Source organism: Rhodovulum sp. ES.010 (genome assembly GCF_900142935.1).
Lineage (GTDB): Bacteria > Pseudomonadota > Alphaproteobacteria > Rhodobacterales > Rhodobacteraceae > Rhodovulum.
In genome coordinates this window covers 3489358-3514066 of sequence record NZ_FSRS01000001.1, presented here as the reverse complement: position 1 = coordinate 3514066, position 24709 = coordinate 3489358, and the positions used below count along the sequence as shown (strand labels likewise).

The window sequence follows — 24709 nt, the reverse complement described above, 5'->3', positions numbered from 1 at the left end:
AACGCCACGGGCTTTGCAAACAGGGTGGGACTTGCGATGTGGCAGAAACTCATCGACGGCATGCTCTCGCGCTTCGTTCGCGAGGGGGAACTTGGCATCGACTACCCCGACGGCACGCATCGCCGCTACGGGCCCGGGGACGGGCTGGCCGCGCGCGTCGCGATCGCCGACGAGGCGACGCTGAAGGCGATCTGCCTCGATCCGGAAATGGGCCTGGGCGAAGGCTACATGGACGGCCGGATCACGGTCGAGGGCGACCGGCTGCACGAGTTCATGACGCTTCTGCTGCGCAACAGGCGGCGGGACGGGTTGCCGCGCTGGGCACGGGCGGCGGATGGCGCGCGCTTTGCGCTGAGGGACTGGATCCAGCGCAACACGCCCAACAAGGCGCGGGCCAACGTCGCGCATCACTACGACATCTCGAACGACTTCTACCGGCTGTTCCTCGATTCCGACATGCAGTACAGCTGCGCCTATTTCGCGCGCGAAGGCATGACCCTGGAAGAGGCACAGGCGGCGAAGAAGGCACATATCGCGGCAAAGCTGCTGATCGAGCCGGACATGCATGTGCTCGACATCGGCTGCGGCTGGGGCGGGATGGCGATCACGATGGCGCGCGACTGGGGCGCGCGGGTGACCGGCGTGACGCTGTCGCAGAACCAGCTGGAGCTCGGGCGCGCGCGGGTGGCCGCGGCGGGGCTGTCCGACCGGATCGACCTGCGCCTGCAGGACTACCGCACGCTCGACGGCCCCTTCGACCGGATCGTGAGCGTAGGGATGTTCGAGCATGTGGGCGTGCCGCAATACGACGCGTATTTCGGCCAGGTCGAACGCCTGCTGACGCCCGAGGGTGTGGCGCTGATCCATACCATCGGCCGCGTGGACGGGCCGATCAACCCGTCGGGCTGGCTGGGCAAGTACATCTTTCCGGGCGGTTACGTGCCATCGGTGTCCGAGGTGGCCGCGCCGATCGAAAAGACCGGCATGTGGCTGACCGATCTGGAGATTTGGCGGCACCACTATGCGCGGACGCTGGAAGAATGGCGGATGCGCTTCGAGGATCGGCTGGACGCGGTGCGCGCGATGTACGACGACCGCTTCATCCGGATGTGGCGCTATTACCTCGTGGCCTGCCAAGCGACCTTCGAGGTGACGCGGCAGGGCGTGTTACAGATGCAGTTCGCGCGCGACGCCCAGACCGTGCCGCTGACCCGCGACTACATCGCGCCGGCCGAGGAACGCGCGCTGATCGCGGCGCAGTAGCCTAGCGGCGGGCGATCTCGAAGCGGCACACCGCGCAGCCGCTCGCGCTGCACTTCGTCTCGCGCGTGCTCAGCCGCGAATCGACCAGCGTCTGGAACAGCCGGTCGAACACCGCCTCGTGCCAGCCGCAGATCGGGTGCGGCGCGCTCTCGCCCCGGATCAGCGGGTTGTCCGCCAGTTCGAAGACCAGCGGCCGGGTCGAGACGACGCGGAATGCGCCCGATCCAGCGAAGGTCCAGCTGTGCTTGGCGATGGCCTTGGCCAGCATCGGGCCCGACAGCGCGGGCGGCAGGGCCTTCAGCACCTTCTGCGCGAGCGGCGGGATTCGGTGGGCCAGGATATAGTCCCCGGTGCGCGCGCCCGCCTCCCGCAGGAGGTCGGGCGCGCGTCCGGGCAGGCGGCGGCGCAGCGCGCGATGCATGGCGGCGGCCGGTCCCTCGTCCATAAGGCCGGTGTCCGACGGGACTTCATTCAGGCCCGCCGCCTCGAGCATCTCGTCGCGGAGCGCCGCCCCGCCCGCCGTCTCCAGCACAGGGAGAAGCTGGAGCACGGCATTCGGTCCGATCCGGCCGGTGTGGCCGGACAGGGTGTCTTTCATCAGGCGTCTTCCATCTGCTGGTCGCCGCCGCCGCAGACCTTGGCCTCGGCCGCCTGTTTCGCCGCCGCGCCTTCAGCCGGCATCTTGAAGCTGGCATCCTTGGACTTGCGCTTGGCCGCGGCCTGCGCCGCCTTGTCGGCATTCGACACCCAGTCGTCGATCTGCGCCTGGGCGGGCTGGCGGGTCATGTCGAAGTCGAACTTGACCTTGTCCTTGGACTGCGGACCCCAGTAGTTGTTCTTGCCGAGGTCGTAGAACGAGCGCTGCACGCCGGCCTTGAGGAACGCCTTGAGGCAGCCCAGCAAGTAACGACGGCGGAACCCGGTGCCGCGCCACGGGTAGTGGAACAGCGCCTTGCGCATGTAGAACCGGCGGTAGTTGTTCATCACCCGGTCCAGAAGCTCGGCACGGTCCATCGCCTCGGGCTTCATGATCGGGTTCACGAAGTTGTAGCGCGAGTAGTCGAACACCTCGACCTTGTTGTGCAACTCCTGGAAGAGCGGCGTGAACGGCCAGGGCGTATACATCGCCCAGTTCGCCAGATCAGGCTGCCAGTCCCAGCACAGCTTGAAGGTTTCTTCCAGCGTCTCGGGGGTTTCGTTGTCGAGCCCCACGATGAACTGCGCCTCGGTCAGGATGTCGGCCTCGCGCAGCAACTGGATCGCGCGCTTGTTGTCATCGACGCGGGTTTCCTTGTTGAACTGGTCGAGTTTCAGCTGCGCCGCGGCCTCGGTGCCCAGCGAGATGTGGACGAGACCGGCCTTGCGGTAGAAGGACAGGTATTCCTCGTCGCGCAGGATGTCGGTCACGCGGGTGTTTATGCCCCACTTGACCTTGTCGGGCAGGCCGCGGTCGATCAGCTCCTGGCAGAAGGCGATGAACTTCTTGCGGTTGATGGTCGGTTCCTCGTCCGCGAGGATGAAGAAGCCGACGCCATGCCGCTCGACCAGCTCCTCGATCTCGTCGACCACCAGTTTCGGGTCGCGGATGCGGTAGTCGCGCCAGAATTTCCACTGCGAGCAGAACGAGCAGGTGAACGGGCAGCCACGCGCCATGTTCGGGATGGCCACCTTGCAGTTCAGCGGGATGTAGATGTATTTTTCCCAGTCGAGAATGTCCCAGTCGGGCTTCAGCGAGTCGATGTTCTTGATCGTCGGCGCGGCGGGGGTGGCGACGATTTCATCGCCGTCGAGGAAGGCCAGCCCCTTGATCTCGCGGCGGCATTCCGGCCAGCGCTTGTCGCGGATCGCGTTCATCAGCTCGACGATGATCTCTTCGCCCTCGCCGCGGCAGATCACATCGACCCAGGGCGCCTCGGACAGCACCTGCTTGAACATGAAGGTGGCGTGGATACCGCCCAGGACGCGCACCGCGTTCGGCACCTCTTCCTTGGAGATTTCCAAGAGCCGTTCGGCGGCGTAGATCGACGGCGTGATCGAGGTGGTGGCGACCACGTCGGGTTTCAGTTCCTTCAGCTGGGCGCGGACGTCATCCTCGGACAGGTTGTTCGTCATCGCGTCGATGAAGGTGATGTCGTCATATCCTGCAATCCGCAGCGAGCCCGTCAGATAGGCCACCCAGGCCGGCGGCCAGTTGCCCGCGATCTCGGCGCCACCGGACTTGTAGTTGGGATGCAAAAAGACAATTCGCATGGATCGACTCCCCGTGTTTCGCGAGGCAACATGACACATCTTCTGTCAACTCAACTTGACACAAGTCAAATCGGTGTCAGCTTTGTTTGCCGCGCGTTAACGGGTCAGAACGGGCGCTCTATATTGCCGGAATAAAAGAATATTCCAAGCCCAGCGGCAAACACGATCCAGCCCGCAACGCTGTGCAGCACGACCGCCATGGGGAAATTCCTCCGCGCCTCATAGGCCCAGGCGAAGGCGATTCCACCCGAAAAGGTCATCGCCGCCACGATCCAGTTCCAGAACATCAGATGCGCCAGCGAGAACAGCGCGGCGTTGAGCAGGATCGCCGGCCAGAGCCCGGGCAGGAGCGCCCCGTAGCGGCGGAAGAAGAGCGGGCGGAACACGATTTCCTGCGGCAGCGCCGAAAGCGGCGGATAGAGCAGCGCGATCATCGCGAGAAGCGCCGGATGCTCGCGCACCAGGATCAGCGCCTGGTCGGGCGCGGTCAGCGTCACCACTGTGCCGGCGACCGCGACGGTGGCGGCCGCGAACAGCGCAACCGCCCCCCACGCGATCCGGCCGGCGCCGCGCGTCAGGTCGTGCCAATGGAACCCCTCGGTGACGTGCAGCAGCCCCAGGCCCAGCACGGTAAAGCCGAAAAGCACCGGAAACAGCGCCGATGGCGGCAGCAGAACGGCCATGGCAAGCGGCGCGCCGAGATAGAACAGCGCGAATTCTAGCCACAGCCGCAGGCGGGGCGGCGGGCGCGTCTCGAGGGCAAAGCTCTCCTGCATGGGTCTTTCGTCCGTGGCGAGGCAGATCGCGTCCCCCATTCATCTAGACACCGCGCGCACCCTTGCCATGGCCGCACGGTCCCTTTCGGACCGTGCCGCATCGATGCGCCAGACCGCCGGGCCGGTACGGGATCTGGCGCGTTCCCGGAATCCGCCTCGCGGCCCTTGCACCGCCATCCCGCTTGTCTATAACCCCCAGCAATTTGCCAGCCTCGAAGGAACGGCCCATGCCGAAGAGAACCGATATCAGCTCCATCATGATCATCGGCGCCGGCCCCATCGTGATCGGGCAGGCCTGCGAGTTCGACTATTCCGGCGCCCAGGCCTGCAAGGCGCTGCGCGAGGAGGGCTACCGGGTGATCCTGGTCAACTCCAACCCCGCCACGATCATGACCGATCCGGGGCTGGCAGACGCCACCTATATCGAGCCGATCACGCCCGAGGTTGTCGCCAAGATCATCGAGAAGGAACGCCCCGACGCGCTGTTGCCGACGATGGGCGGGCAGACCGGGCTCAACACCTCGCTGAAGCTGGCCGACATGGGCGTGCTGCACAAGTTCGGGGTGGAGTTGATCGGCGCCAACCGCGCGGCCATCGAGATGGCCGAGGACCGCAAGCTGTTCCGCGAGGCGATGGACCGGATCGGGCTGGAAAACCCCAAGGCCACCATCGCCAACAGCATGGACGAGTGCCTGGCCGCGCTGGAACATGTCGGCCTGCCCGCGATCATCCGCCCCGCCTACACGCTGGGCGGCACCGGCGGCGGCGTGGCCTATAACCGCGAGGAATTCGTCCATTACTGCAAGACGGGGCTCGATGCCTCGCCCGTGGGGCAGATCCTGATCGACGAGAGCCTGCTCGGCTGGAAGGAATTCGAGATGGAGGTGGTCCGCGACAAGGCGGACAACGCGATCATCGTCTGTTCCATCGAGAACGTGGACCCCATGGGGGTGCATACGGGCGATTCCATCACCGTGGCCCCTGCGCTGACGCTGACCGACAAGGAATACCAGATCATGCGCAACGGCAGCATTGCCGTCCTGCGCGAGATCGGGGTCGAGACCGGCGGGTCCAACGTGCAATGGGCGGTCAACCCCGAGGACGGCCGCATGGTGGTGATCGAGATGAACCCGCGGGTGTCGCGGTCCTCGGCGCTGGCGTCCAAGGCCACGGGATTCCCCATCGCCAAGATCGCCGCGAAGCTGGCCGTGGGCTACACGCTGGACGAGCTGGACAACGACATCACCAAGGTGACGCCGGCCAGCTTCGAGCCGACCATCGACTATGTCGTGACCAAGATCCCGCGCTTTGCTTTCGAGAAATTCCCCGGCGCGAAACCCGAACTGACCACCGCGATGAAGTCCGTGGGCGAGGCGATGGCGATCGGGCGGACGATCCATGAAAGCCTGCAAAAGGCGCTCGCCTCGCTGGAAACCGGGCTGACCGGGTTCGACGAGGTCGAGATCGACGGCGCACCGGACCGCGCGGCCATCGTCGCCGCCCTGTCGAGGCAGACGCCGGACCGGCTTCGGATCATTGCGCAAGCCATGCGGCTGGGGCTGGAGGACGACGAGATTCGGGCCGTCACCAGCTTCGATCCCTGGTTCCTCGCCCGCATCCGCGAAATCGTCGAGGCAGAGGACCGCATCCGCCGCTATGGCCTACCCGTGACCGAGGACGCGTTGCGGCGGCTCAAGATGATGGGCTTCACCGATGCCCGGCTCGCCACGCTGACCGGCCGGGACGAGGCGCAGGTGCGCCGCGCGCGGCAGAACCTGGGCGTCACCGCCGTGTTCAAGCGGATCGACACCTGCGCCGCCGAGTTCGAGGCGCAGACGCCCTACATGTATTCGACCTACGAGACCCCGGTGATGGGCGAGGTCGAATGCGAGGCGCGCCCCTCGACCCGGAAGAAGGTGGTGATCCTGGGCGGGGGCCCCAACCGGATCGGCCAGGGCATCGAGTTCGACTATTGCTGTTGTCACGCCTGTTTCGCGCTGACCGATGCGGGCTACGAGACGATCATGATCAACTGCAACCCGGAGACCGTCTCGACCGACTACGACACCTCGGACCGCCTCTATTTCGAGCCGCTGAGCCTGGAACACGTCATGGAGATCCTGCGCGTCGAGCAGTCGAACGGCACGCTGCACGGGGTGATCGTGCAGTTCGGCGGCCAGACGCCGCTGAAGCTGGCCAACGACCTGGAGGCCGAGGGCATCCCGATCCTCGGCACCACGCCCGACGCCATCGACCTGGCCGAGGATCGCGAACGGTTCCAGGCGCTGGTCAACAAGCTGGGGCTGAAGCAGCCGAAGAACGCCATCGCCGCCTCGGCCGAGGCAGCGCTGCGGCTGGCCGAGGAGATCGGCTATCCGCTGGTGATCCGCCCCTCCTACGTGCTGGGCGGCCGCGCGATGGAGATCGTCCGCGACACCGCCCATCTGGAACGCTACATCTCCGAGGCGGTGGTGGTCTCGGGCCGCTCGCCGGTGCTGCTCGACAGCTATCTCGCGGGCGCGACCGAGGTGGATGTGGACGCGCTGTGCGACGGGGAGCAGGTCCATGTCGCCGGCATCATGCAGCATATCGAGGAGGCGGGCGTCCATTCCGGCGACAGCGCCTGTTCGCTGCCGCCCTACTCGCTGCCGGCCGACATCGTCGAGGAGCTGAAGCGCCAGACCGAGGCGCTGGCGCTGGGGCTGGGTGTCGTTGGGCTGATGAACGTGCAGTTCGCGGTCAAGGACGGCAAGGTCTACCTGATCGAAGTGAACCCGCGCGCCAGCCGCACCGTGCCCTTCGTCGCCAAGGCGACCGACAGCGCCATCGCCTCGATCGCGGCGCGGCTGATGGCGGGCGAGAAGCTGTCGGCCTTCCCGATGCGCCCGCCCTACCCCGCCGACGCGGCGCCCGGCACGCCGCTGCCGCTGGCCGATCCGCTGTCGCTGGCGGACCCGGCGATGCCCTGGTTCTCGGTCAAGGAGGCGGTGATGCCGTTTGCCCGCTTCCCCGGGGTCGACACGCTGCTCGGCCCCGAGATGCGCTCGACCGGCGAGGTGATGGGCTGGGACCGGTCGTTCCCGCGGGCGTTTCTCAAGGCGCAGATGGGCGCGGGCACCGACCTGCCGCACGAGGGCCGGGTGTTCTTCTCGATCAAGGATGCCGACAAGACCCCGGAGCTGGTGGAAACCGCGCGCATCCTGACCGACCTGGGCTTCACCCTGCTGGCGACGCGCGGCACGGCCAAGTTCCTCGCCGAGAACGGGATCGAGGCGGAGGTGGTGAACAAGGCCTATGAGGGCGGCCGGACCATCGTCGACGTGATGAAGGACGGGCTGGTGCATCTGGTGATGAACACCACCGAGGGCGCGCAGGCGGTGGAGGACAGCCGCTCGATGCGGGCGGTGGCGCTGTGGGACCGGATCCCCTATTTCACCACCGCCGCCGCCGCCCATGCCGCCGCCCTCGCGATGAAATCGCGGGAGGAGGGCGAGCTCACGGTCGCCAGCCTGCAGGCGTGACGGCACGCCCCCCTTGCGGGGCGGCTTACCCCAGCGTCACGTCGAGCACCATCATCAGGATCAGCCCCGCGGTCAGCCCCGTGGTCGCGCGGTTCTGGTGGCCGTGGCGATGGGTCTCGGGGATGATCTCGTGGCTGATGATGTAGATCATCGCCCCCGCCGCGAAGGCCAGCCCCCAGGGCAGCAGATGCGCCGAGACCGACACCGCGGCCGCACCCAGCACCCCGCCAACGGGTTCGATCAGCCCCGTCGCCAGCGCGATCAGGAAGGCGCTCAGCCGCCGGTAGCCCTGCCCCCTCAGCGCCACGGCCACCGCCAGCCCCTCGGGCGCGTTCTGCAGCCCGATGCCGGTGGCCAGCGAAATCCCGTTCGTCACGTTCCCGCCGCCGAAGCCGACGCCCACGGCCATGCCCTCGGGGAAGTTGTGGATCGTGATCGCGAACACGAAGAGCCAGATCTTGGCCAGCGCCGCCGCCTCTGCCCCCTCGCGGCCCTCGACGAAATGTTCGTGCGGCAGCGCCTCATTCAGGCCCGCGACCGCCAGCGCCCCCAGCGCCAGCCCCGCCGCCGAGATCAGCGCCGCGATCAGGACGCTGCCATACATCCCCTCGGCCGCGTCGATTCCCGGCAGGATCAGCGAGAAGAACGAGGCCGACAGCATCACCCCCGCCGCGAAGCCCAGCATCGTGTCGTTCGCCCGGCGCGACACCGTGCGCCCCGCCAGCACCGGCAGCGCGCCGACCCCGGTCATCAGACCGGCGGCCAGCGACGCCAGGAGGCCGAGAAGTACGATGCTCATGGCTCTTGCATGGCCGAATGACGCGGCCCGGGCAAGTGGCAAGGCCGTTGCGGCGAACCGGCCCGATTGGTAAAGGAACCTGACCAGATTGAGGGAGCCGCCCGATGCCCGTCATCACCACCGTCGAGGATCTGCGCCGCATCTATGCGCGCCGCGTGCCCCGGATGTTCCGCGACTACTGCGAGTCGGGCAGCTGGACCGAGCAGACGCTGCGCGAGAACGTCAGCGACTTCAGCAAGCTCTACCTGCGCCAGCGCGTGGCGGTCGACATGGCGGGCCGCTCGACCGCGACACGGATGATCGGCCAGGACGTGGCGATGCCGGTGGGGCTCGCCCCGGTGGGACTGACCGGCATGCAGGCCGCCGATGGCGAGATCAAGGCGGCGCGGGCGGCCGAAGATTTCGGCGTGCCCTTCACGCTGTCGACCATGTCGATCTGTTCGATCGAGGACGTGGCCGCGCATACCACCAAGCCGTTCTGGTTTCAGGTCTACACGCTCAAGGACGACGACTTCATGAAGCGGCTGTTCCAGCGGGCCAAGGCGGCGGCCTGCTCGGCGCTGGTGATCACTGTCGATCTGCAGATCATGGGCCAGCGCCACCGCGACCTGAAGAACGGGCTGTCGGCGCCGCCGAAATTCACCGCCGCCTCGCTGCTCGACCTCTCGACCAAATGGGGCTGGGGGCTCGAGATGCTGGGCACCAAGCGCCGATTCTTCGGCAACATCGTGGGCCATGCCGAGGGCGTGACCGATCCCGGCTCGCTGGCGACCTGGACGGCCGAGGCCTTCGACCCCTCGCTCGACTGGGACAGGATCCGCGAATTCCGCCGCTGGTGGGACGGACCGCTGATCCTGAAGGGCATCCTCGACGTGGAAGATGCGCGCAAGGCGGCCGAGGTCGGCTGCGACGCCATCGTGGTGTCGAATCACGGCGGGCGGCAGCTCGACGGCGCGATCTCGTCGATCCGCGCCCTGCCCGCCATCGCCGACGCTGTGGGCGACACGGTGGAAATCCATCTCGACGGCGGCATCCGCACCGGGCAGGATGTGCTCAAGGCGCTCGCGCTGGGCGCGAACGGCACCTATATCGGCCGCGCCTTCGCCTATGGGCTGGGCGCGATGGGCGAGGCCGGGGTGACCCGGGTGCTGGAGATCATCCACAAGGAGCTCGATACCTCGATGGCGCTGTGCGGACGGCGACGGATCGAGGAGATCGACCGCGACATCCTGCTGGTGCCGAAGGATTTCGAGGGCGACTGGGCCTGAGCGCCGTTTTTTCCCTTCCCAATCGGCCCGCTCTCGGCTATGGGCACGGCTTCACGCGGGCATACACCCTTGGAGGATGCCCATAACCTGAGGAGAATTACCCATGGCTGGCGAGATCCCTGATCTTCACGCCACGGTACGGACGGGGACAGGCAAGGGGGCCGCCCGTCAGTCGCGCCGCGACCATCTCGTACCGGGCATCGTCTATGGCGGCGGCATCGACCCGCAGCCGATCGACATCAAGTATAACGAACTCTTCAAGCGCCTGAAGGACGGCCGCTTCCTGTCCACCCTGTTCAACCTCAAGGTCGAGGGGCAGGACGACGTGCGGGTCATCTGCCGCGGCGTGCAGCGCGACGTGGTCAAGGACCTGCCGATCCATGTCGACCTGATGCGGCTGAAGCGGACCTCGCGGATCAACCTGTTCATCCCGGTGGAGTTCATCAACGAGGACACGGCCCCCGGGATCAAGCGTGGCGGCGTGCTGACCGTCGTGCGCCCCGAGGTTGAATTGGTGGTTACCGCGGGCGACATCCCCGAGAAGATCACCGTGGACCTGTCGGGCCTCGATATCGGCGACATCGTGCACATCTCGGACGTGACGCTGCCCGCAGGCGCGCGGCCGACGATCACCGACCGCGACTTCGTGATCGCCAACATCTCGGCGCCGTCCGGCCTGCGTTCGGCCGAAGACGAAGGCGAGGAAGGCGAAGACGTCACTGAAGAGAACGGCGAGGACTGACTCGCGCCGCCATCGGCGATACGAGCGGGGCCCTGCGGGGCCCCGTTTTCGTATGAAACGTCCCCGCGCAGCGGCGCGCGGCGAGTTTCCGCCGCCGGCACATGCGCGTTCGTGTCCTTGATGCGCGCGTTCGGTGCCGGCCGAGGCCAGCCCGGGTGGCTAGAGCCCCAACGGCCCGTCGGGATCGACCGTGCCCAGAAGCCCGGGCAAGCGAAGGCAGAAACGGTGCATCTCGGCCGCCGCCGCGCTTCCGGCCTCTGTCGAAATGCCCTCGGGCCACCAGACCCGCAACAGGGCGCGCTGGCTGTCTTCGTCGATCACCGGGCGCAACTGGCGGCGCTCGAACGCATCGACCCAGCCCACCTGCTGCCACAACAGTTGACGGGCATGCGACCAGGTCGCCGGCCCTTCCAGCGCGTCCAGTACGCGCCAGTGCTGACCGATCATGTCCCGTGCCCAGGCAACGCAAAGCAGCCCCGCCTTGAGCCGGAGCGTCTCGGCGCCCGGCCCGTCCGCGCCGGCCCGCGCGGGCCAGGTGACATCGGAAAGTTCGTTGAGCACCGGCGCGGGCTCGAACCCCGCCTCGGACCCGGCGGCCGGCGCGGCAAGGCAGAGGCCCAGCGCGGCGGCGCGGGTCATGCGAACAAGAGCGGTCAGGATCGTGTGCATCGGCTTTGCCTCACTTTCGGCTCAGCCTAGACCCCACAAGGTTTCTAAATCGTTCTTGCAACGTTCCATCACGCCGCAGCGCAGCGTAAGATGCCCGCGAACCGGGCGTCGCCGCACGCCACTGCCGCATCCTCGGACAGAAAGCCGACCGCGCCGTTCAGCTCAGTTCCTGCACCGACTCGAAAATCTCCAGCTCCGGCGGCTCGAGATACAGCTCCGACGGCCCCTTGGCCCCCTTGTGAGCGGCCCGGAACGCCTCGGATTTCGTCCAGGCGGTGAAGGCGTCCTCGCTTTCCCAGAACGTGTGCGAGGCGTAGAGGCGATACCCATCCCTCTCGGGGCCCTTCAGCAGATGAAAGGCGACGAACCCCGGCACGGATTTCAGATGGCTGTCGCGGTTCTTCCACACCGCCTCGAACGCGTCCTCGGCTCCGGGCTTCACCTTGAACCGGTTCATCGTCAGATACATCGTGTCTTCCTCCGTTCGCCGCGCACAACACTGGAATCTGCGGGCAGTTCACGGCATCAAGGGGACAGGTTCAAGCGGCGCGAGGCAAGGCATGCGGCTTTTCGTGGGGCTCGGCAATCCGGGTCCGAAATACACGGGCAACCGGCACAATATCGGGTTCATGGCGGTGGACCGGATCGCCGCCGATCACGGCTTCGCCCCCTGGCGCGCGAAGTTCCAGGGCCAGGTCGCGGACGGGCGGCTCGGCACCGAAAAGGTGATCCTGCTCAAGCCCGAGACCTACATGAACCGCTCCGGCGATTCGGTGCAGGCGGCGGTGCAGTTCTACAAGCTCGCCACCGGGGACGTGACCGTGTTCCATGACGAGCTGGACCTCGCGCCCGGTAAGTGCCGGGTCAAGCAGGGGGGCGGGCATGCCGGGCATAACGGGCTGCGCTCGATCCAGACGCATCTCGGTCCCGACTTTCAGCGGGTGCGCCTGGGCATTGGCCACCCGGGGCACAAGGACCGCGTTTCCCCCTACGTCCTCAGCGATTTCGCCAAGGCCGACAGCGACTGGCTCGACGACCTGATGCGCGGCATCTCGGACGGCGCGCCGGAGCTTGCGCGCGGCGACAGCGCGCGGTTCCTGAACGCGGTCGCCCTGCGGGTGGCGCCGCCGCGCAGTTCGGGGGGCCCGCGCGCAGAGGCCGATCCCGCCAAGGCCGCCCGCGCTGAACCGCCCGCCCCGCAGGAGGACCCCCGCTCGCCCCTGCAGAAACTCGTCCACCGATTCCGATAGAGGGTGAACCATGCCGATCCCGAAGGCCCCTTCCGTGAACGTCCTGGGCGGCAAGCTCACCCCGTGCTCGTCGGCGCCGCTGACCGGCTTTTACCGCAACGGCTGCTGCGACACCGGGCCGGACGACGCGGGGAGCCACACCGTCTGCGCGGTTATGACCGCCGAGTTTCTCGCCTACTCGAAGTATGTCGGCAACGACCTGTCGACCCCGCGCCCGGAATTCGGCTTTCCGGGGCTGCAGCCCGGCGACCGCTGGTGCCTCTGCGCAAGCCGCTTCCTGCAGGCGCATGACGAAGGCTGCGCGCCGCGCGTGGACATGTCCGCCACCCACAAGGCGGCAACCGACATCGTGCCGCTGGAAGTGTTGCGGCAATACGCGATGACCTGAACGCGAACGCGGCCCCGCGATGACGGCGATCATTGCGGGCCTCCCGGTCTCTGTCAGGCTTCCGTCACGGATTTCTCGGAAGGAACAGTGACATGCCTACGGACAGATTCGGCGATATGCACCTGTCGATGGATGCCGAACGCATCCTGGACATCCTGCGCAATCCCTGTCGCAGGGCGCGCGACCGCGCCTATCGGGATTGCATCGCGGAGGGCCGCAGCGAAGCGGGATGCCGTGCGGCCGCGGATCGGGAATACCTTCTTTGCACCGTTCTGGATGTCGAATCGAGCCTCGACGAGGCGCGCGACCCCTGCGAACGCGCGCGCCGCAATGCGATCCAACGCTGCCTCGACGAAGGCGGCAGCGGCGCGGACTGCCAGGCCGCCGGCCATCGGGCGCGGCGCGCCTGCCACGCGATGCGCGTGTTGGCAGAACGCCGCCTTCATGCGGCCGCGCTGCAGGAAACGCTGGAGCCCATGTTGCCCCCCGAACTCGAAGAGAGCGCAAGGCTCTGGAACGACCTCTTCGCGAAACCCGGGCACGCCATGACGATCAGCCAGACCATCGCGCAGGTGCTTGCCGACGCGGGCATCGAACTCCGCGAGGACGAAACCTTCACCTGCCTGATCGCGGTGGCCAGGAAACCGGCCTACGTCTCCGCCGTCGTCCCGCCACCGCCGCCTGCGGGAGAGGCTGCCAGCAGGCTTGTCCAGATCCTCGAGCCCAGGCTGATGCAGGCAGTCTTGGACGCGGTCGAAAAGGACAAGGTGCCCGCGGGCTGAGCCGGCTCAGGCCCCGCCCATGTCGTGGCCGAGATGCCGGGCCACGGTGAAGATGTCCTTGTCGCCCCGGCCGCACATGTTCATGCAGATGACGTGATCGGCGGGCAGGTCGGGCGCGATCTTGGCGACATGGGCGAGCGCGTGGCTGGGCTCCAAGGCGGGGATGATGCCCTCGGTCTCGCAAGAAAGCTGGAACGCCTCCAGCGCCTCGGTGTCGGTGATCGAGACGTATTCCGCGCGGCCGATGTCGTGCAGCCAGGAATGCTCCGGACCGATGCCCGGATAGTCGAGTCCGGCCGAGATCGAGTGCCCTTCGAGGATCTGGCCGTCGTCGTCCTGCAACAGGTAGGTGCGGTTGCCGTGCAGCACGCCGGGCCGCCCGCCGGTCAGGCTGGCGCAATGTTCCACCTTCTCGTCGACGCCGTGGCCGCCAGCCTCGACCCCGATGATCCGCACGTCCTTATCGTCGAGGAACGGGTAGAACAGGCCCATCGCGTTCGACCCGCCGCCGATCGCGGCGATGATCGTGTCGGGCAGCCGGCCCTCGGCATCGAGCATCTGTTCCTTGGCTTCCTTGCCGATGATCGCCTGGAAATCGCGCACCATCGCCGGGTAGGGATGCGGGCCCGCCACCGTGCCGATGCAGTAGAACGTGTCGCGCACGTTCGTCACCCAGTCGCGCAGCGCGTCGTTCATCGCGTCCTTGAGCGTGCCGCGGCCTGAGGTCACCGGCACCACCTCGGCGCCCAGAAGGCGCATGCGGAACACGTTCGGCTTCTGCCGCTCGACATCCGTCGCGCCCATGTAGACCACACATTTCAGCCCGAACTTGGCGCAGACGGTGGCGGTGGCCACGCCGTGCTGGCCCGCGCCCGTCTCGGCGATGATCCGCGTCTTGCCCATGCGGCGGGCCAGGATGATCTGGCCCAGCACGTTGTTGATCTTGTGCGCGCCGGTGTGGTTCAACTCGTCGCGCTTCATGTAGACCTTGGCCCCGCCCAGCCGTTCAGTCAGGCGTTCGGCGAAATAGAGCGGCGAGGGCCGACCGACATAGTGCTTCCACAGGAAGTCCATCTCGTCCCAGAAACTCTGGTCGGTCTTGGCGTGTTCATACTGCGCCTCGAGTTCGAGGATCAGCGGCATCAGCGTTTCCGACACGAAGCGCCCGCCGAAATCGCCGAAGCGGCCCTTGTCGTCGGGTCCCGTCATGAAGGAATTGATCAGGTCTTCGGCCATGGCTCCCTCCCCGGCTGGCTGACGCCCTGTCTACAGCCCGCGCCGGGCGCGGTAAAGCGGCGCGCGCGGCCTCAGAACTCGCTGCAAAAGATGCGGGTCAGAACGCCGGTGCAGCTGGCGCCCGCCTCCTCGCCCAGCGAGACGCGGGCGCGCGAGTAGAGCACCCGATCCTCATAGTCGAGCGAGATCAGCGAGCGGATGATCCGGGCGCATTCCTCGCGGCCCATCTTGCAGGTCGCGGTCAGGAGCGCCTCCACCGGGTCCGCGGTCGCCTCGGGGTCGGCCGCGTCGATCCGTTCCAGAAGCTGCGCCTCGAGCGCGGCCTCGAAATCAGCCTCGGTCGGCTTGGTGAACGCAAGCGCAAGCCCCAGCATGGCCAGCACCGCGACGATCCCGACGATCCCTTTCATTCGACCTCCTCCAGCCGCGTCGCGGCGATGAACCGCGCGATCTTCGCCGCATCCTTGATGCCGGGCGCCGTTTCCATGCCAGAGGACACGTCGACCTGCCGCGCCCCGGTCAGGCGAATGGCCTCGGCAACGTTGCCGGGCGTCAGCCCGCCCGCCAGCATCCAGGGCACGGGCCAGCGCCGGTTCGCGATGAGACGCCAGTCGAAGGCGAGCCCGTTGCCCCCCGGAAGCGCGGCGCCTTTCGGCGGCTTTGCGTCCACCAGCAACTGGTCTGCGACGCGCGCATGCTCGGCCAGGGCCGGAAGGTCCGCCTCGCCGGCGACGCCCACGGCCTTCATCACCGGCAGGCCGAAGCGCGCGCGGATGGCGGCCACCCGTTCGGGGGGTTCGCGCCCGTGAAGCTGGAGGATGTCGACCGGCACGCGATCGACCAGCGCCTCCAGCGCCGTGTCGTCCGCATCGACGGTCAGCGCCACCTTGGCAAGCCCGGGCGGCACGTCGGCCGCCAGCGCCGCAGCGGTCTCCAGATCAAGGTTGCGCGGCGATTTCGGGAAAAACACGAAGCCGAGATAGGCCGCTCCCAGGCGCGCGGCCGCAGCCACCGCGCCCGCATCGGTCAGCCCGCAGATCTTGACCCGGATGCCCCCGGTCATCGCGACGCTCAGCCGGCCTTGCCGCCATTGTCGAGCAAGGCGAGGATCTCGTCGCGGCCTTCGCCCTTGTGCTTGTCGGCCTTCACCCGGTCGAGTTCACGCTTGAGCTTGGCCGCCTCGCGCCGCTTCTGATTGGCGGTGGCGCGATGCTTGCTCTCGCGCAGCCACTCCCAGAAGAACCCGATCAGCAGGCCGACGAGGATACCCCCGAAGCCCACGACATAAAGCGGCACCTCCGCCGATTGCACCAGGCCCGTGAAGGTGGCGAGTTCCTGGGGCAGGAGGTGGACGGTGACCACCTGCCCGTTCGCCATGGCGACGACGACGAGAACGATGGCCAGAAGGACGAGAAGAAGGTAGCGGATGGCACGCATGTTCTGTTCGCTCGGTTATTTTCCGTTCAGTCGGTCCCGCAGCAGCTTGCCGGTCTTGAAGAAGGGCACGTATTTCTCCTCGACCTGGACCGACTCGCCGGTGCGGGGGTTGCGGCCGGTGCGGGCGTCCCGCTTCTTGACGGAGAACGCGCCGAAGCCGCGCAGTTCCACCCGGTCGCCCCGCGCCATGGCCGCAATGACCTCTTCGAAGATGGTGTTCACGATCCGCTCGACATCGCGCTGGTAGAGATGGGGATTCTCTTCGGCAATCTTCTGGATCAATTCCGATCGGATCATCGTTCTGTGTCCCTGTTCTTTGCCCTTCTGGCTCGCGCTGCGGGGGCTTGCGGACTATAGGCATGTTTTGCCCGCCGGAGAAACAGAAAGCCTTTGAAAAAGCGGGCTCGGGCGTCGGAAAGCCGCGTTGAGGCCACCCTTTGGGGAACGTTTCCCATCGTGCAACCGGATAGCAGCGCCCCACCGACCCCGCCTCGGGGTCGCTCGCATTTTCGTGATTCGCCCCGCGTAGGACGGCCCCGCGTGCGGGGCCGTCCGGGGCCGGTCTAGTCCGGCAGGGTCTACTTGTCCTCGCCCTTGAGCGCGGCACCGAGGATGTCGCCCAGCGAGGCGCCCGAGTCCGAGCTGCCATACTGTTCGACCGCCTCTTTCTCCTCGGCAATCTCGCGGGCCTTGATCGACAGGCCGAGACGGCGCGACTTGGGGTCGATATTGGTGACGCGCACGTCCACCTTATCGCCCACCTGGAAGCGTTCGGGCCGCTGTTCGGACCGGTCACGCGACAGGTCGGACCGGCGGATGAAGGACTTCATGCCCTCGTATTCCACCTCGATCCCGCCATCCTCGATCGCGGTGACGGCCACGGTGATGACCGAGCCGCGCTTGACGCCGCCCACGGCCTCCTGGAAGGGGTCGCCCTCCAGCGCCTTGACCGAAAGCGAGATACGCTCCTTGTCGACATCCACCTCGGTGACCACGGCCTTGACGACGTCGCCCTTGCGGTAGTTCTGGATCGCCTCCTCGCCGCGCTGGTCCCAGCTGAGATCGGAAAGGTGCACCATGCCGTCGATGTCGTGTTCCAGGCCGATGAACAGACCGAACTCGGTGATGTTCTTGACTTCGCCCTCGACCTCGGTGCCCACGGGATGCGTTTCCGCGAAGACTTCCCACGGGTTGCGCATGGTCTGCTTGAGGCCCAGCGACACACGGCGCTTGGCGGTGTCGATCTCCAGCACCATGACTTCGACTTCCTGAGAGGTCGAGACGATCTTTCCGGGATGGACGTTCTTCTTGGTCCAGGACATTTCCGAGACGTGGACCAGACCTTCGACACCGGGCTCCAGTTCGACGAAGGCGCCGTAGTCGGTTATGTTGGTCACGCGGCCCTTGTGCACCGTGCCGATCGGGAACTTGGCCTGCACCGTATCCCACGGATCTTCCTGAAGCTGCTTCATGCCCAGGCTGATGCGGTGGGTTTCCTTGTTGATCTTGATGACCTGCACCTTGATGGTCTCGCCGATCGACACGATTTCCGACGGGTGACTGACCCGGCGCCAGGCCATGTCGGTGACGTGCAGCAGGCCGTCGACACCGCCGAGATCGACGAAGGCGCCGTATTCGGTGATGTTCTTGACCACGCCGTCGACCACGTCGCCCTCGGAGAGCTTGGAGATGATCTCGGCGCGCTGCTCGGCGCGGGACTCTTCCAGGATGGCGCGGCGCGAGACCACGATGTTGCCGCGGCGGCGGTCCATCTTGAGGATCTGGAAGGGCTGTTTCAGCCCCATCAGCGGACCAGCGTCACGCACCGGGCGCACGTCCACCTGGGAGCCCGGCAGGAACGCCACGGCGCCGCCCAGATCGACGGTGAAGCCGCCCTTGACCCGGCCGAAGATCGCGCCCTCGACGCGTGCGTCGTCGGCATAGGCCTTTTCCAGACGGTCCCACGCCTCTTCGCGGCGGGCCTTGTCGCGGCTGATGACGGCCTCGCCGCGGGCGTTCTCGACCCGGTCGAGATAAACCTCGACCTCGTCGCCGACGGCGATTTCCGGGGCCTCGCCCGGGTTGGCGAATTCTTTCAGATCGACGCGGCCTTCCATCTTGTAGCCGACATCGACGATGGCCTGGCCCGCCTCGACGGCGATGACCTTGCCCCTGACGACGCTGCCCTCGGCAGGCGTGTCGATTTCGAAGCTTTCGTTCAGGAGGGCTTCGAATTCCTCCATGGATGCGTTCTGAGCCATGCGGTCTCTGGTTTCCTTTACTTACGCTTTTTCCGGCCGCGCGGTTGTCTCCGCCGGTCTGTGGGGTTGGTCAGGTGCCGCCCGCCGTGCTGCAGGGGATGCAAAACAAGAAGGGCCGGTGAAGTGCCGACCCTGCCCGATCACGTCCGTTCTGCGGCGTTCGTCGCCTTGTTGACGCGCGTGTCATAAAGGGGTGCGGGCCGGGAATCAAGAGGGCGCTGCCGCCAGCGGGTCCGGCGCGGCCCGCCCGCTCAGGACCGCCGCGCCTCGATGGCGGCGACCGCCTCGGCCACGGCCTCGTCGATCGACATCTGCGAGGTGTCGAGGATCACCGCATCCTCCGCCGGCTTGAGGGGCGCGGCCGCACGGTCGCTGTCACGCGCGTCGCGCTCGCGCATTTCGGCCAGCACAGCGTCGAAGGTCGTCTCCACGCCCTTCGCCGCCAGTTCCCGGTAGCGGCGTTCCGCGCGAATGGTGTCGGAGGCGGTCACGAACAGCTTGGCGGGCGCCTCCGGGCAGATCACCGTGCCGATGTCGCGCCCGTCCAGAACCGCCCCGCCCGCGCGCGCCGCGAAGGCGCGCTGGAAGTCCACGAGCGCTGCCCGCACCTCGGGAATGGCGGCGACCCGGCTGGCGGCCTGGGCCACCTCGGGGCGGCGCAGGTCTCCGCGTTCCAGATCGGCGGGGTCGAGGCGTTCTGCCGCCTCGACCGGGTCGAGCCCGTCCAGCATCCGCCCCCCCACCGCGCGGTAGAGCAGACCGGTATCGAGATGGGCGAAGCCGAAATGGGCCGCGACGGCCCGGCTGATCGTGCCCTTGCCCGAGGCGGCGGGCCCGTCGATAGCGACCGTGAAGCTCATGCCTGCGCCCTCGCGAACAAGGCGCCGAGCCGCTCCATCAGCGGCTCGAAGACCGGGAACGAGGTGGCGACGGGCCCGGCGTCGTCGATGGTGACGAAATCGCGCGCGGCCATCCCGGCACAGAGGAACGACATCGCGATCCGGTGGTCCAGATGGGTGGCGCAGGTGGCGCCCCCCGGCAGCCCGTCCGGCCCCGTCCCGTGGACCGCCATCCAGTCCTCTCCCGTCTCGACCTTCGCGCCGCAGGCGGTCAGCCCATCGGCCATCGCCGCGATCCGGTCGCTTTCCTTGACGCGCAATTCCTTGACGCCGCGCATGGTCGTCACGCCCTCGGCGAAACAGGCCACCACCGACAGGATCGGGTATTCGTCGATCATGCTGGGCGCGCGTTCGGCCGGCACCTCGATCCCCTTCATGTCCGGAGAAAACCGGGCGCGCAGGTCGGCCACCGGCTCGCCCCCCTCCTCGCGTTCGTTCTCGTACGTCAGATCGGCCCCCATCTCTCGCAGCGTGGTGAACAGCCCCGCCCGCGTCGGGTTCAGCCCGATGCCGGGCACCAGCACTTCGGACCCTTCCACGATCAGCGCCGCGCAGACCGGGAAGGCGGCGGAGCTGGGATCGCGGGGCACGGCGATGGTCTGGGGGGCCAGTTCCGGCTGGCCGGTCAGGGCGATGACGCGGCCCTCGGCGGTGTCCTCGACCCGCAGGTCCGCGCCGAAGCCCGCCAGCATCCGCTCGGTATGGTCGCGCGTCGCCTCGCGCTCGATCACCACGGTCTCGCCCGGCGCGTTGAGCCCCGCCAGAAGCACGGCCGATTTCACCTGCGCCGAGGGCACGGGCACCGCGTAGCGCACCGGCACGGGCTCCGCCGCGCCCACAACGGTCATCGGCAAGCGCCCGCCGGCGCGCCCGTAGGCCGCCGCCCCGAACAGCGCCAGGGGGTCGGTCACGCGCCCCATCGGGCGTTTTCTGAGGGACGCATCGCCCGTGAACGTCGCGCTGATCGGCGAGGTCGCCATCGCGCCCATGATCAGCCGCACGCCGGTGCCGGAATTGCCGCAATCGATCACGTCTTCGGGCTCGGCGAACCCGCCGACGCCCACGCCATGGACAGACCACTCGCCGGGGCCCAGATGCGTGACTTCAGCCCCGAAAGCCCGCATCGCCCGGCCCGTGTCGAGCACGTCCTGCCCTTCGAGCAGCCCGGAAATCCGCGTCTCGCCCACCGAAAGCGCGCCCAGGATCAGGGCGCGGTGGCTGATCGACTTGTCGCCGGGCACCTCGGCGGTGCCTCGAAGCGGCCCGGCGCGGCGCGCGGTCATCGGGATCGGGTCGCCATGGGCGGACATGAGTGCAGGCTCCTCTCGGACAGTCGCAAGCGGCTTAGCGAATGCGCGGAAGGGCGTCCAGACTCGCCCGCCGAAGGGCGCCGCGGCGGATCGCCGGAGGTCCCGCGCGACCGCAGACGGAAGTCTGAATCGACCGGACCCCGACAAGGGCGGTATCCTGCACCACCGGTGGCGTCCGCGCCCCGGGCCACGGGCGGCAGGCCCGCCGCCCGAGCGAGGGAGGGAAACGATGGCTCACAAGTATGTCGGCGGCTGCGAACATGTGCGCACCTGGTCGGACGGGGACCCGATCGACAACCACACCTGCCACTGCTCGGTCTGCAAGCGCGTGACCGGCCAGCCCACGACCCACGTGGTGTTCTTCAAGCACGGCGATCTGCACGGCGTGAACGAGCACAACATGAACCGCCAGCCGTTCAACAGCGAGAACCCGGACGGCCCGCTGGAGCTGTGCACCTGCAAGACCTGCGCCGCGCCGGTGATGCTGGACGACAAGCAGCACCGGATCCGGGTGATCGTGCCGAACCTGATGGGCTACCAGCCAACCGCGATGCCGGCGACCTATCACGCCTTCTACGACCCGGCGACGGGCGAACCCAAGCCCGATGACGGGCGCCCCGTCCACGCGGGGCTCAGGCCCGATTTCGCGTGGCCGGCCGGGGCCTGAGCGCCCCCAGAACGATCCCGCGCGGCCCTTTCGCCGACCTTGGGCCGTTCGGCCACTTGCCGGAGGCGGGGTCCAGGCCCGCAGGGCACTGTCCTGCGGGCCGTTCCGGCGCCCCTTTTTCCGGGCGGCGATCCCGGCTAAAGGCAAGGCATGATTGTGGAGATTGTCTGCGAGGACCCCCGGTGGGAAGCGGCCGGGCTTGAGGCCGTTGCCGGGCGCGCGGCGGAGGCGGCGCTTGCGTATCTGGGGCTCGACCCGGACGCGTGCGAGATCGCCGTGCTCGCCTGCGACGACGCGCGCATCGCCGTGCTCAACGCCGAGTTCCGCGGCAAGCCCGCCCCCACAAACGTGCTGTCCTGGCCCGCCGAGGAGCTTGCCCCGGAAGAGGACGGCGCGGCCCCGCTCCCGCCCTCGCCCGAACTGCCGGGCATGGACATCGCTCTCGGCGACATCGCGATCGCCTATGACACCTGTGCACGCGAGGCCGAGGCGCAGGGCATTTCCTTCGACGCCCATGTCACGCATCTCGTGGTCCATGGCTGTCTGCACCTGTTGGGTTACGACCACACCCGTCCGCAAGATGCCGCCCTCATGGAGCGGCGCGAGGTGGAAATACTTGCCAAACTCGGGGTGGCGGACCCATATGGCTGAGAACGGGCCCAGAGCCCGTGCATTTCGGTAAGGATTGATGGGCGACGAGACCGACGGGTCGTCTAGCGCCGCGCAGGGCGCGCTGGAGACCGACAATCTGGAGAGCCGCGGCATCCTGGGCCGGCTCGTGGCGGCGATAAGGCCGGCGACCACCGACGTTCCCGACGAGGACGGACCCGACGGCGCGGTCGCAAATGGCGGGCGCGTGCACCTGACCCTTGGAATCGGCAACCTCAGCCGCATGCGGGTCGAGGACGTGGCCATCCCGAAGGCCGAGATCGAGGCGGTGCCGCTCGACCTCGACAAGGACGAACTGGTCCGGGTGTTCCGCGAAACGGGCATGACCCGGCTGCCGGTCTATGACGGCACGCTGGACACGCCGGTGGGCCTGATCCACCTGAAGGATTTCGCGCTGCGCCACGGGTTCAACGGCGGCGGCGCGGCCTTCGCCATGAAGGACATGGTGCGGCCGCTGCTCTATGCGCCGCCGTCGATGCCGATCGGCGTTCTTCTGCAGAAGATGCAGTCCCAGCGGATGCACATGGCGCTGGTGATCGACGAATACGGCGGTGTCGACGGGCTGGTGACGATCGAGGACCTGATCGAACAGGTCGTGGGCGAGATCGAGGACGAGCACGATATCGACGAGGGCGCGCTCTGGACCGTCGAGAAGCCCGGGGTCTACCTCGCCCAGGCGCGCGCACCGCTCGATGCGTTCGAGGACGAGATCGGCCTGCGGCTGGTCGAGGGCGAGGACGAGGAAGAGGTCGACACGCTGGGCGGCCTCGTCTTCATGATGATCGGCCGGGTGCCGACCCGCGGCGAGGTGATCCGCCACGAGGCCGGTGCCGAGTTCGAGGTGATCGACGCGGACCCGCGCCGGATCAAGCGCCTCCGGGTGCGCGTGCCCGCGGCGGAGGGCGCCTGAGCCAATGCGGGCGGCGTCCCGCCCGAAGGTTCTGCGCATGCTGTCGCGGCCCGCGGTGCCGGCCTTCGCCCTTGGTGCGCTGATCGCGCTGGGGCAAGCGCCCTTCGGGCTGTGGCCCGTGGCCTTCGCCGCGCTCGTCGGGCTGACCTGGCTGGTCGCCCGCGCGCCTGGTATGCGCGCCGCCGCCATCTGCGCCTGGGCCGGCGGGGCGGGGCAGTTCGCCCTGGCGCTGTCGTGGATCGTCGAGCCCTTTCTCGTCGACATCCGCACACATGGCTGGATGGCGCCCTTCGCGCTTCTTGCGATGGCGGGGGGGCTCGCCCTGTTCTGGGGCGCGGCCGGGGCGTTTGCGGGCTGGGCCGGCCAAGGGCCGCGCACCCGTGCGCTGGCCTTCGCCGTGGCGCTGCCGGCCGCCGAGCTCGCGCGCGGCTATGTGCTCACCGGCTTTCCCTGGGCGCTGCCGGGCCACATCTGGATCGGCACGCCGCACATGCAGCTGGCCGCCGTGACCGGCCAGTACGGGTTGACCCTTGTCACCACGCTCGCCGCCGCGCTGCCCCTGGCCTTGCCCTTCGGGCCGGGCCGCGCGGCCGGCGCCCTCGCCGCGGCGATCCTGCTGACCGGAACCGGGGTCTGGGGCGCGCTGCGGCTGGAAACCCCGGTCGCCCCCGCGCCGGACGCGCCGCAGATCCGCCTCGTCCAGCCCAACGCCGCCCAGCACCTGAAATGGCGCCGCGACATGATCCCGGTGTTCTGGGAACGCCAGCTCGCCTTCACCGCCGCCCCCTCCGCCCCTGCGCCCGACCTGGTCGTCTGGCCCGAAACCGCGGTGCCCTACCTGCTGGACCGCGCAGGCGGCGCGCTCGGCGTGATTGCGGATCATGCCGGCGGCACGCCCGTGATGGTCGGCATCCAGCGCCGCGACGGCCCGCGCACGCATAACAGCCTGGTGGTGATCGGCCCCCGCGGCCGGGTCGGCCATCTTTACGACAAGCACCACCTGGTGCCGTTCGGCGAGTACATCCCGCTGGGCTCGGTGCTGGGGCGGTTCGGCATCAAGGGGCTCGCGGCGAACGACATCTACGGCTATGCGCCGGGGCCGGGGCCGCGGCTGCTGGACCTCGGGCCGCGGCTCGGCGCCGCCCTGCCGCTCATCTGCTACGAGGCGGTTTTTCCGCAGGACCTGCGCACGCCCGAGCGGCCGCGCTGGCTTGTGCAGATCACCAACGACGCCTGGTTCGGCACAAGGACCGGCCCCTACCAGCACCTCGCCCTGGCGCAACTGCGCGCGGTGGAGACCGGGCTGCCGATGGCGCGGGCGGCCAATACGGGCGTCTCGGCGATGATCGACCCGCTGGGCCGCGTCACCGACAGCCTGCCGCTGAACACCGCCGGCCATGTCACCGCACCGCTGCCCCCCGCGCTTGCCGAAACGATCTACGCGGAAACGGGCGACTGGCCCGTGCTGGCTGTTCTTGCCGTTGCGATGATCGGGCTCGGCGCGGGGGGGCGACGAAATAGACATTGATTCCACCGCGGTCGCGGCGTAAGCGGTGCCGGTCGAACCGCCACAACGGCTTCCTGGCGTGGCGGGGATTTCACAACGGAGCAC

The 24709-nt window shown here is 68.0% G+C and carries 25 protein-coding genes and 1 riboswitch; of the genes, 11 read left to right on the top strand and 14 right to left on the bottom strand.

The annotated features are described in order from the left end of the window. The first annotated feature begins 36 nt into the window (after positions 1-36). On the top strand, positions 37-1263 hold the full coding sequence (locus BUR28_RS17350; protein WP_074221257.1) for an SAM-dependent methyltransferase: 1227 nt from the start codon (positions 37-39) through the stop codon (positions 1261-1263). A 1-nt stretch (position 1264) separates the two neighbouring features. On the opposite strand, the gene bchJ is transcribed toward BUR28_RS17350, so the two are convergent. From bchJ to BUR28_RS17335, 3 genes are all read right to left on the bottom strand, one after another. Further along, on the bottom strand, positions 1265-1861 hold the full coding sequence (bchJ, locus tag BUR28_RS17345; protein WP_074221256.1) for a bacteriochlorophyll 4-vinyl reductase: 597 nt from the start codon (positions 1859-1861) through the stop codon (positions 1265-1267). Next, positions 1861-3513, bottom strand: a complete 1653-nt coding sequence (gene bchE, locus BUR28_RS17340; protein ID WP_074221255.1) for a magnesium-protoporphyrin IX monomethyl ester anaerobic oxidative cyclase — start codon at positions 3511-3513, stop codon at positions 1861-1863. Before bchE ends, bchJ begins: the two co-directional genes overlap by 1 nt. Before the next feature lie 104 nt (positions 3514-3617). Further along, the gene (locus tag BUR28_RS17335; RefSeq protein ID WP_254813767.1) at positions 3618-4328 is read right to left on the bottom strand and encodes a CPBP family intramembrane glutamic endopeptidase; all 711 of its coding nucleotides are present in this window, start codon (positions 4326-4328) and stop codon (positions 3618-3620) included. Positions 4329-4516: 188 nt separating this feature from the next. On the opposite strand from BUR28_RS17335, the gene carB reads away from it, so the two are divergent. Next, complete coding sequence (gene carB, locus BUR28_RS17330; RefSeq protein ID WP_074221253.1) at positions 4517-7810, top strand: carbamoyl-phosphate synthase large subunit; 3294 nt, start codon at positions 4517-4519, stop codon at positions 7808-7810. A 25-nt stretch (positions 7811-7835) separates the two neighbouring features. On the opposite strand, the gene BUR28_RS17325 is transcribed toward carB, so the two are convergent. Beyond that, positions 7836-8609: a ZIP family metal transporter gene (locus tag BUR28_RS17325; protein WP_074221252.1), complete on the bottom strand. Its 774-nt coding sequence runs from the start codon at positions 8607-8609 to the stop codon at positions 7836-7838. Between the two features lie 104 nt (positions 8610-8713). Between BUR28_RS17325 and BUR28_RS17320 the strand changes: the two genes are divergently transcribed. Together BUR28_RS17320 and BUR28_RS17315 are read left to right on the top strand one after the other, a co-directional pair. Next, positions 8714-9877, top strand: a complete 1164-nt coding sequence (locus BUR28_RS17320; RefSeq protein WP_074221251.1) for an alpha-hydroxy acid oxidase — start codon at positions 8714-8716, stop codon at positions 9875-9877. 103 nt (positions 9878-9980) lie between these two features. Continuing rightward, a complete protein-coding gene (locus BUR28_RS17315; protein ID WP_074221250.1) occupies positions 9981-10619 on the top strand; it encodes a 50S ribosomal protein L25/general stress protein Ctc in 639 nt (212 codons plus the stop codon). A gap of 159 nt (positions 10620-10778) precedes the next feature. Here the strand turns inward: BUR28_RS17315 and BUR28_RS17310 are convergent, their stop codons facing one another. Continuing rightward, a complete protein-coding gene (locus tag BUR28_RS17310; protein ID WP_175566974.1) occupies positions 10779-11258 on the bottom strand; it encodes a hypothetical protein in 480 nt (159 codons plus the stop codon). A 187-nt stretch (positions 11259-11445) separates the two neighbouring features. Further along, complete coding sequence (locus tag BUR28_RS17305) at positions 11446-11757, bottom strand: antibiotic biosynthesis monooxygenase family protein (RefSeq protein ID WP_074221248.1); 312 nt, start codon at positions 11755-11757, stop codon at positions 11446-11448. A gap of 91 nt (positions 11758-11848) precedes the next feature. Here BUR28_RS17305 and pth point away from each other — a divergent pair, with 91 nt between their 5' ends. The 3 genes from pth to BUR28_RS17290 all read left to right on the top strand — a co-directional run bounded on the left by pth (position 11849) and on the right by BUR28_RS17290 (position 13708). Beyond that, complete coding sequence (pth, locus tag BUR28_RS17300) at positions 11849-12538, top strand: aminoacyl-tRNA hydrolase (protein ID WP_074221247.1); 690 nt, start codon at positions 11849-11851, stop codon at positions 12536-12538. 10 nt (positions 12539-12548) lie between these two features. Next, complete coding sequence (locus tag BUR28_RS17295) at positions 12549-12926, top strand: DUF2237 family protein (protein ID WP_074221246.1); 378 nt, start codon at positions 12549-12551, stop codon at positions 12924-12926. A gap of 92 nt (positions 12927-13018) precedes the next feature. Continuing rightward, positions 13019-13708: a hypothetical protein gene (locus BUR28_RS17290; RefSeq protein ID WP_074221245.1), complete on the top strand. Its 690-nt coding sequence runs from the start codon at positions 13019-13021 to the stop codon at positions 13706-13708. A 6-nt stretch (positions 13709-13714) separates the two neighbouring features. Here BUR28_RS17290 and trpB read toward each other — a convergent pair whose 3' ends face one another. The 8 genes from trpB to aroA form a co-directional block, all read right to left on the bottom strand. After that, the gene (trpB, locus tag BUR28_RS17285; protein ID WP_074221244.1) at positions 13715-14944 is read right to left on the bottom strand and encodes a tryptophan synthase subunit beta; all 1230 of its coding nucleotides are present in this window, start codon (positions 14942-14944) and stop codon (positions 13715-13717) included. A 71-nt stretch (positions 14945-15015) separates the two neighbouring features. Further along, positions 15016-15354: a hypothetical protein gene (locus BUR28_RS17280; protein ID WP_074221243.1), complete on the bottom strand. Its 339-nt coding sequence runs from the start codon at positions 15352-15354 to the stop codon at positions 15016-15018. After that, positions 15351-16007, bottom strand: a complete 657-nt coding sequence (locus BUR28_RS17275) for a phosphoribosylanthranilate isomerase (protein ID WP_074221242.1) — start codon at positions 16005-16007, stop codon at positions 15351-15353. Before BUR28_RS17275 ends, BUR28_RS17280 begins: the two co-directional genes overlap by 4 nt. An 8-nt stretch (positions 16008-16015) precedes the next feature. Further along, positions 16016-16381, bottom strand: a complete 366-nt coding sequence (locus BUR28_RS17270; RefSeq protein WP_074221241.1) for a LapA family protein — start codon at positions 16379-16381, stop codon at positions 16016-16018. Positions 16382-16396: 15 nt separating this feature from the next. Then, positions 16397-16678, bottom strand: coding sequence for an integration host factor subunit beta (gene ihfB / locus BUR28_RS17265; RefSeq protein WP_074221240.1), 282 nt, complete (start codon positions 16676-16678; stop codon positions 16397-16399). A 281-nt stretch (positions 16679-16959) separates the two neighbouring features. Then, positions 16960-18642, bottom strand: a complete 1683-nt coding sequence (rpsA, locus tag BUR28_RS17260) for a 30S ribosomal protein S1 (RefSeq protein ID WP_074221239.1) — start codon at positions 18640-18642, stop codon at positions 16960-16962. A gap of 251 nt (positions 18643-18893) precedes the next feature. Further along, complete coding sequence (gene cmk, locus BUR28_RS17255) at positions 18894-19502, bottom strand: (d)CMP kinase (protein WP_074221238.1); 609 nt, start codon at positions 19500-19502, stop codon at positions 18894-18896. Further along, positions 19499-20851, bottom strand: a complete 1353-nt coding sequence (gene aroA, locus BUR28_RS17250; protein WP_074221237.1) for a 3-phosphoshikimate 1-carboxyvinyltransferase — start codon at positions 20849-20851, stop codon at positions 19499-19501. The genes cmk and aroA overlap by 4 nt, the downstream gene beginning before the upstream one ends. Positions 20852-21080: 229 nt before the next feature. On the opposite strand from aroA, the gene BUR28_RS17245 reads away from it, so the two are divergent. The 4 genes from BUR28_RS17245 to lnt all read left to right on the top strand — a co-directional run bounded on the left by BUR28_RS17245 (position 21081) and on the right by lnt (position 24625). Next, on the top strand, positions 21081-21518 hold the full coding sequence (locus tag BUR28_RS17245) for a GFA family protein (RefSeq protein ID WP_074221236.1): 438 nt from the start codon (positions 21081-21083) through the stop codon (positions 21516-21518). A 150-nt stretch (positions 21519-21668) separates the two neighbouring features. After that, positions 21669-22169 carry an rRNA maturation RNase YbeY gene (gene ybeY / locus BUR28_RS17240; RefSeq protein ID WP_074221235.1) on the top strand — a complete coding sequence of 167 codons (501 nt, stop codon included), beginning with the start codon at positions 21669-21671 and terminating at the stop codon, positions 22167-22169. Positions 22170-22206: 37 nt separating this feature from the next. Continuing rightward, positions 22207-23097, top strand: a complete 891-nt coding sequence (locus tag BUR28_RS17235; protein WP_074221234.1) for a transporter associated domain-containing protein — start codon at positions 22207-22209, stop codon at positions 23095-23097. Positions 23098-23134: 37 nt separating this feature from the next. Further along, positions 23135-24625 carry an apolipoprotein N-acyltransferase gene (gene lnt / locus BUR28_RS17230; RefSeq protein ID WP_083626833.1) on the top strand — a complete coding sequence of 497 codons (1491 nt, stop codon included), beginning with the start codon at positions 23135-23137 and terminating at the stop codon, positions 24623-24625. Between the two features lie 34 nt (positions 24626-24659). Then, a riboswitch (SAM-SAH riboswitch) is annotated at positions 24660-24708 on the top strand. The last annotated feature ends 1 nt before the right edge of the window (position 24709 follow it).